This is a genomic window from Synechococcus sp. R5-13 (assembly GCF_047462015.1).
In the GTDB taxonomy this organism is placed as follows: Bacteria; Cyanobacteriota; Cyanobacteriia; order Thermostichales; family Thermostichaceae; genus Thermostichus.
The window spans coordinates 1-7399 of record NZ_JANSIL010000199.1; the positions used below are offsets into that span (position 1 = coordinate 1).

General features: G+C 59.0%; 7 protein-coding genes. 4 read left to right on the top strand and 3 right to left on the bottom strand.

All coding sequences use genetic code 11. The annotated features are described in order from the left end of the window. Window positions 1–131 precede the first annotated feature (131 nt). Window positions 132–1442: a glutamate-1-semialdehyde 2,1-aminomutase gene (hemL, locus tag NW840_RS13385; protein ID WP_414344802.1), complete on the bottom strand. Its 1311-nt coding sequence runs from the start codon at window positions 1440–1442 to the stop codon at window positions 132–134. Between the two features lie 78 nt (window positions 1443–1520). After that, complete coding sequence (locus tag NW840_RS13390; protein ID WP_414344804.1) at window positions 1521–1796, bottom strand: DUF4404 family protein; 276 nt, start codon at window positions 1794–1796, stop codon at window positions 1521–1523. 386 nt (window positions 1797–2182) lie between these two features. Between NW840_RS13390 and NW840_RS13395 the strand changes: the two genes are divergently transcribed. The 4 genes from NW840_RS13395 (at window position 2183) to NW840_RS13410 (ending at window position 5990) form a co-directional block, all read left to right on the top strand. Further along, the gene (locus NW840_RS13395) at window positions 2183–2950 is read left to right on the top strand and encodes an SIMPL domain-containing protein (protein ID WP_414344806.1); all 768 of its coding nucleotides are present in this window, start codon (window positions 2183–2185) and stop codon (window positions 2948–2950) included. 320 nt (window positions 2951–3270) lie between these two features. Continuing rightward, the gene (locus NW840_RS13400) at window positions 3271–4527 is read left to right on the top strand and encodes a response regulator (RefSeq protein WP_414344807.1); all 1257 of its coding nucleotides are present in this window, start codon (window positions 3271–3273) and stop codon (window positions 4525–4527) included. A gap of 47 nt (window positions 4528–4574) precedes the next feature. Further along, window positions 4575–5078, top strand: a complete 504-nt coding sequence (locus tag NW840_RS13405) for a hypothetical protein (RefSeq protein ID WP_414344808.1) — start codon at window positions 4575–4577, stop codon at window positions 5076–5078. 45 nt (window positions 5079–5123) lie between these two features. Next, window positions 5124–5990, top strand: coding sequence for a shikimate dehydrogenase (locus NW840_RS13410; protein ID WP_414344810.1), 867 nt, complete (start codon window positions 5124–5126; stop codon window positions 5988–5990). Between the two features lie 63 nt (window positions 5991–6053). On the opposite strand, the gene glnT is transcribed toward NW840_RS13410, so the two are convergent. Next, window positions 6054–7349, bottom strand: a complete 1296-nt coding sequence (gene glnT, locus NW840_RS13415; protein WP_414344811.1) for a type III glutamate--ammonia ligase — start codon at window positions 7347–7349, stop codon at window positions 6054–6056. Window positions 7350–7399 lie beyond the last annotated feature (50 nt).

Below are 7399 nucleotides of genomic sequence, written 5' to 3' on the forward strand. Positions count from 1 at the left end.
ATCCGTACTGAACATATTATACATTATTTTCAGTATAGTTGAGCTTATTATTGACTAGAGTCATGCTCCAGTTGCGGTGGATGTGCTCGGCCATAGCAGGGATCCCGGCTCGCGAGGGGGTAATTGTCAACTCAGAGGGTGCTCAACACCTCTCGCGCGGCGGCTAGAGTTTTCTCCACATCGGCCTCTGTGTGGGCCAGGGAGGTGAAGCCGGCCTCAAATTGCGAGGGCGCCAGATAGACTCCCCGCTCCAACATGCCGCGATGGAAGCGGGCAAATTTCTGCAGATCGGAAGTCTTGGCCTCTTCGTAGTTGCGCACTGGGCCGGCAGTAAAAAAGAAGCCAAACATGCCGGGCAGATAGCCCCCGCACATCTCATGCCCCGTTTCCCGCGCGATCTGCAATAGCCCCGTCGCCAACTTCTCGGTAATCCGCTCCAGATACTCGTAGGTGCCCGGGCGGCGCAAAATGTCCAGTGTCTGGATCCCTGCCGTCATGGCCAGGGGGTTGCCGGAAAGGGTGCCCGCCTGATACATCGGCCCCGCTGGAGCCACCATTTCCATAATTTCTCGCCGACCGCCGTAGGCCCCCACCGGCAGGCCGCCGCCGATGACCTTGCCCAGGGTCGTTAAATCGGGGATGACCCCAAACTTGGCCTGTACACCGCCATAGCTGATGCGAAAGCCGGTCATCACCTCGTCAAATACCAGCAGGGCCCCGTACTTTTGGGTGAGATCTCGCAAGCCTTCCAAGAAGCCCGGCTGGGGGGGAATAAAGCCGGCATTGCCCACCACCGGCTCTAGGATGACTCCGGCAATGGAGTCGGGGTGCTGTTCAAACAGGGCCTTGACTGCCTCCAGGTCGTTGTAGGGAGCCGTCAGCGTAGCGCTGGTAGCTGCCTTGGGCACCCCCGGCGAGTCTGGCAAGCCCAGCGTGGCCACCCCCGAACCGGCTTTCACCAGAAACATGTCCGCATGGCCGTGGTAGCAGCCCTCGAACTTGATCACCTTTTCCCGACCGGTATAGGCCCGCATCAAGCGCAGCACCGCCATGCAAGCTTCGGTGCCGGAATTGACAAAGCGCACCATCTCCACACTGGGCACCGCCTCAATGACCCGCTCCGCCAGCTCATTTTCCAGAACGCAAGGGGCGCCGAAGCTGGTGCCTTTCTCCAAAGCTCGGTGCAGAGCCTCAATGACCTCGGGGTGAGCGTGGCCGACAATGGCAGGCCCCCAACTGCCGATGTAGTCGATGTATTGGTTGCCGTCCACATCCCAGGCGTAGGCCCCTGAGACGCGGTCGAACACTACGGGATCCCCGCCCACCGACTTGAAGGCCCGTACCGGAGAACTAACCCCCCCCGGCATGAGGCTTTGTGCCCGGGCAAAAATCTGTTTGGAGCGGGCGGTGTTAAACGAAGTGGAGTGGAGAGTGCTGGTCATAGAGCAGGAGCTTTCAACGCATTACCAAGGCTAGCAAGCAAGGGAGCTTTCTGGTGAGCCCTTTTACGGACCCTGAACCTACAAACCCATCCCTGCCAGTGTGTCGATCACCTGCTCCAGGATCAGGGTGAGGTTGGGATGGGAGGTCTCGAACAGGCCCAGCGCCTCTCCAATGCGATCTCTATGCCCTTGGCTCTGTTTGCTCTCGGTTCGGGATCCCAGCTCTGCCAGCACGGCTTCCACCTCCTGGCGGATGGCGGCAATGTGCTGCCGCTGCCTTTCATCCAAGCCGGAGGTTTTTTGCAGCTCAACATCCAGATCGTGCAGCAGTTGTCGCAGTTTTGATTCGGCCATTCTCAAAAAGACCTTAACAAATCAATAAATCAAGTTTTGACCACGCTGACTCGATCATACGTCCTATGGGCAGGAGCGGAGATCGCTCTTTTGGGGGTGGCTGAGGCGGCAAAGGTTAACTTTTGCAGCCAGGGATCCCAACCTTGGAGCAACTCTCATTAGGATGGCCAGTAGCCTTGCTGTCTATCCCTATGTCTGAGCTGGCATTGGCCCTGCTGGGGGCAGCAGTTGCCGTTGCCCTGTTCCTAGGAATTAGAATTAGACAGGGCCAGGGGCTGTTGCAGCGGTGGGCAGCAACGCAACGTCTGGGTGAGGCTAGGGCACTGGTGGCTGGGGCTTTTGTCCAGCCAGATGGAAGAGCGGTGGGAGTAAGTTGGGGATGAAGCATGGAAGGGAGCAAGGGCTGGAAAAAAGAGCAGTTGGGATTCTTGAAGGGAATGCCCTGGCTGGCTTTGGGACTGGCGCTGGTCTTATTGGTGTGGAATGGGCTTGGCAGCAATGGAGGAGCGATGGCCAGTCCCGGTGAAGGATCCCGAACTTTGACGGTAACCGGCCAGGGATCTGTTGCGGTGGAAACCTCCATTGCGGTAATCCGGCTGGGGGTGGTGCTCCAAGGGGAGACGGCGCAATCGGTACAGCAACAGGTGGCCGAGCGCTCGGAGCGGCTGGTGAACCGCCTCAAGGAGCTGCAGGTGAGCGCCCTGCAGACCACCGGCATTTCCCTCTATCCCCGATACGACTACCAGCAGAGCCCACCCCGCCTGAGCGGGGTACAGGGGCAGAACAGCTTGCAATTTGAGGTGCCCATAGCCCGAGCAGGACAAGTGCTGGACGAAGCCGTGGCTGCCGGAGCCACCCAAGTGGAGTCGGTCAGCTTCCGAGCCAATGAGGCCGCCCGGTTGCAGGCACGCAGCCGCGCCCTAACCCAAGCTGTGGAAGATGCTCGACGCCAAGCCAGTGACGTGCTGGGGGCCTTGAACCTGAGCATCCGTTCCGTGGAACGCATCCAGATTCACAGCGACAGCTATGTCCAACCCCCGTCCCCAGGCATGGGTGGAGCGGAGGAGGATGCCCCTCTCCAGGCAGCCACCACGCCAGTGGAGGGAGGACAACAAACCGTGCGCGCCCAAGTCACGCTCGAGATTCGTTTCTAGGTTCCTGTGGCGGCCATGAAGTCGCGTCGAACCCTGCCTTCCCTCTCGCTGGGGCAGAGAAGGATTCCCCCTGGGAGAGGGAGGAACGCCTAGAAGCCTCTTCCTCGGGTTGGGAATGACTACGAAACTTCAAAAATCTCAAAAAAATAACCCGGCAAAGTTAGGTAGTGGCTGCCAATCCCTACGTCTAGAATGGCGATGGAAAACCATTGGAAAGTTTGCTTTCCCGGATTTCCTTCTCATCTGGCTTTGGCTTGCCCGTGGATCCCAATTTGGAGAGCGCTGCTGCCACTGGTACGTCTGAAGGCCCTCAGGCAAGCTTGGGCGCTAGCAAAGGCGAAGCCAGCAGCTTGCGGGCCCATGTGCTGATCGTGGATGACAGCTACATGGTGGCGGAAATGCTCTCTAATTTTCTCGGCAAGCAGGGCTGTAGTATTTCCTATGCCCTGGATGGCCTTTCTGCCCTAGAACAAATCCGCCGCCGAACTCCAGATCTCATCATTGCCGACTGGGTCATGCCCGCTCTCGACGGCCTAGAGCTGTGCCGGCAGTTGCGGCAAGCGCCCGAATATGCCTGGGTGTACTACATCCTCATGACCGCCCGCGAGGGCAACGACAACATGGAGCGGGCTTTAGAAGCCGGAGCCGACGAGTTTCTTTCTAAGCCTTTTCAGGCGGCGGAGCTGCTGACGCGGGTGCGGGCAGGGCTGCGCATTGTAGAAAGTCGCCGCCAGCAATATCTGCTCAAAACTGGGCAAAAATCTCCTCCCTCTCCCCCCAAGTCGATTGGTTTGGAGGTGGGTAACCGTCAGGATTTGGTGGCTCGTTTGCCGCTGCGGGTGGCCCAGGCCCGTGCCCAATCGGAACCCCTCAGCTTGTTTGTGCTGCGCTTGGCCAACCTCGGTTCTCTGGCACAAGGGCTGGATGCTGACGGTCGGGCTGATCTGCTCAAACTGTTTAGGGAGCGTTTGGCCAATAACCTGCGCGATGGAGACGACCTGTTTTGCTACGACGAGGGGCAGTTTATCATTCTGCTGCCGGGGAGCACCTTGGCTGCTGCGCAAATGGCTGCCGAACGCTGCTGTCAGCGGATGATTCAGGATCCCTTTGTGGTGAATGGACGGGCGCTGCCGGTACAGCTCCAGTTTGGAGCGGCCAGCCTCATGGACAGCGATGACCCCAAGGGGGTGGCTCTGTTGCGCCGGGCTGCCCAGGCCATGCGAGATAGCAGGAATGTGCACAGCTCGGTGGTGACTGCTCCCCATCCCATCCCAGTTTCCGACCGCGTCAGCGGAACGGAGTCCTCAGAGCTGCTGAAACGCCTGCAGCGTCTGGAAAAAGAAAACGCCGAACTGCGCCGAGAGCTGGAGACTCGCCTCAGGCAGATTGAGGATCTCCGCCAACACTATCAAGAGCTGAGTCGAAAGATGCAGGCTCCTGCACCGGAGTCAACCACAGCGGGATCCCTGGCCCGCAGACCCTTGCGCTTGCGGCGGCGAAAACTCCGGCAGCTTTGTCTGAAGCGTCAACTGAGCCGCAGAAGACCGCGCCTGGCTTTGGGACGGCTGAGCAGGTAGCGATGGGCTGAGCGAACGGGAGAGACGGAAGGGAGGTGCAAAAGGCTATGATGGGCATTCTTCAGGGTCAAGTGGCCGGATCTGGGATCTGGAGACCAGCAGGAAGATGGTTCCTAAACAACATTGAGCTAGTCTTGACAGCGGTGGGAATAGGGGTGATTCTGCTAAGTGGTTTTGTGGCCAGCCGCAGCGCTTTTTCGCTAGAAACGGCAACGGCGGTCAGCGCCACTTTGGTGGGGGTTATCCACGGGATCCTCTTTTGGCTGTTGCGACGGCGGCAGAGACAGGTGAGGCGGGAGGCAATCGGGCAAATTCGGGAAATGCTGGAAGATTTGGGCAAAAACCGCCTGCAAACCATCAAGATGAGCTTGTACATGGTGCAGGCGCGTCAACCGGAACAGGAAGAGCGAACCCGACAAAGCTTTGACCGCGTTTACCAGATCCTGGCGGAGATGAGCACCTTGATCGACCACATTTCGGAAGAATCTCTGGCCGGCTGGCGCCATCGCTACCGGCAGACTCTGCAGCGGGTTGAGTCGGAGTCTCAGTAGTCTTTAAAGTGACTTCAGGGATCCCTTGAGGAGTTGGCTGAGCCGGTGGACGGTCGGATTTCGGGAAGCACCCAATTGCTCGGTCTAATCGGGGATCCGGTGGCCCACAGCTTATCCCCAGCCATGCACAATGCTGCTTTGGCAGCTATGGGGGAAAACTATTGCTATGTGCCGTTTCCGGTGGCTCCAAAACACTTGGCGGCGGCGGTGGCAGGGCTGGCGGCCATTGGGGTGCGGGGGTTTAATGTGACGATTCCTCACAAACAGGCCATTCTCCCTTTGCTCGATCAGATTGAATCGCGGGCAGCAGCGGTGGGGGCGGTGAATACGGTTTACCCCTTGCCAGAGGGCGGGTGGGCGGGCACCAATACCGATATCGATGGCTTTGTGCAGCCTTTGCTGGGCCTGGAAAAAGGGATCCCTACTCTCATTCTGGGATCCGGGGGGGCAGCGCGGGCGGCCATCCAGGGCTGTTTGGAGTTGGGGCTGGGGCCGGTGCGGGTGGCGGGGCGATCCCCCAACTCATTGCTGGCCTTGCAACAGACCTGGCCTCAGGTGGAGACGGTGAACTGGGCGGAGTTGAATTGCTACCTGTCTCAGACGCGGCTTTTGGTCAACACCACCCCCGTGGGCATGCACAAGCCGGGATCCCCTGGCGGTCAGGAGCTCTCTCCCCTGAGCCGGGAGCAACTGGGCCTGCTGTCTCCGGGTGCCATCGTGTACGACCTGATCTATGTGCCGGATCCCACTCCTCTGCTGCGCATGGCCGCCGAGTTGGGCTATACCCCCATCAGTGGGCTGGAGATGCTGGTTCAGCAGGGGGCCAAGGCCCTGTCGCTTTGGCTGGGAGGCAAGCCTGTACCGGTGGAGGTGATGCGGCAGGCAGCTCAACACCAGTTGGCCCAGGTTTAGGGTCACTCCAGGCCAGTTGGAAGCCCTCTCTCAAGGTGTAATGAGATAACAACAACTACCGGCCTAGCAATCCAAGGTTGTTTCCCGCTCCCAGGGCGTGATCTGACGGTTGTATTCCTGCCACTGTTGGCGTTTGAGCTTGAGGTAGGCATTCACAAAGGGATCCCCCAGCCTGCTGCGGAACAGGGTGTTTTGGTCTAAATGGTTGAGGGCTTCGACCAGAGAGCCGGGCAACGTTTGGGCATTGGGGAGGGGATCCGTGTAGGTGTTGTTGTCGCAGCGGGGGCCAGGATCCCGTTGGTGTTGGATCCCGTCCAGGCCGGCGGCAATGAGACCGGCAGCCAAAAGGTAGGGATTGGCAGCAGCATCGGCCAAACGCAGTTCAAACCGCCCGGCATCCGGGATCCGAATGGCGTGGGTGCGATTATTGCCGCTGTAGCTGATCGTATTGGGAGACCAGGTGGCCCCAGAGAGCGTGACGGGGGCATTGAGGCGGCGATAAGAATTGACCGTCGGGTTGGTGAGGGCACACAAAGCAGGTGCATGGTGTAGCACCCCGCCGATGAAGTGATAGGCCAGTTGAGAAAGCCCCAATTCCCCTTGGGGATCGGCGAATAGGTTTTGCTCCCCCTGCCAAAGAGAAATATGGGTGTGGCAGCCGTTGCCCGTCAGATGGGCAAAGGGTTTGGGCATGAAGGTAGCTCGATAGCCATGCTTTTCGGCAATGCTTTTCACCATGTATTTGAAAAAGGCGTGGCGATCAGCCGTAACTAGGGCATCGTCAAACCGCCAGTTCATCTCAAACTGGCCGTTGGCATCCTCGTGATCGTTTTGATAGGGATCCCAGCCCAGCTTCTGCATGCCATCGCAGATGTCCCGGATCACCGAAAAACGCCGCATCAAACTTTGCTGGTCATAGCAGGGCTTGGCCTGCTGGTCGCGCTCATCGGAAATGGCCCACTCTTCGGGCGACAGAAGCATGAACTCGCATTCGATCCCCGTCTTGACTTGAAAGCCCATGGCTTCTGCTTGGGACAACACCTTCTTCAATACCCAGCGGGGGGTTTGTGGCAAGGGATCCCCGTTGACCTGAATTAGATCGGCAGGCATCCAGGCCACTTCCGGCTGCCAGGGCAGTTGAAACAAGCGCTCGCGCTCCGGCTGGGCAAACACATCGGGATCCGCTGGAGTCAAGTCCAACCAGGCGGCAAACCCGGCAAATCCAGCCTGACCCTCTGCCATGAAGTCGATAGCTGAGGCAGGCACCAGCTTGGCCCGTTGGATCCCAAGCAGGTCGGTAAAAGAGAGCAGAAAGTAGTTGATCCCTTGGGCGCGGGCAATTTCAGCTAGAAATCGCAGGAGCCCCGCACTGTACCCGTAGGGTCAGTGTCGGGAGGAATGCGGAAGTT

Coding starts and splice junctions, on each gene's coding strand:
- hemL (WP_414344802.1), bottom strand. CDS start 1,442: ATGACCAGCACTCTCCACTCCACTTCGTTTAACACCGCCCGCTCCAAA.
- NW840_RS13390 (WP_414344804.1), bottom strand. CDS start 1,796: ATGGCCGAATCAAAACTGCGACAACTGCTGCACGATCTGGATGTTGAG.
- NW840_RS13395 (WP_414344806.1), top strand. CDS start 2,183: ATGGAAGGGAGCAAGGGCTGGAAAAAAGAGCAGTTGGGATTCTTGAAG.
- NW840_RS13405 (WP_414344808.1), top strand. CDS start 4,575: ATGATGGGCATTCTTCAGGGTCAAGTGGCCGGATCTGGGATCTGGAGA.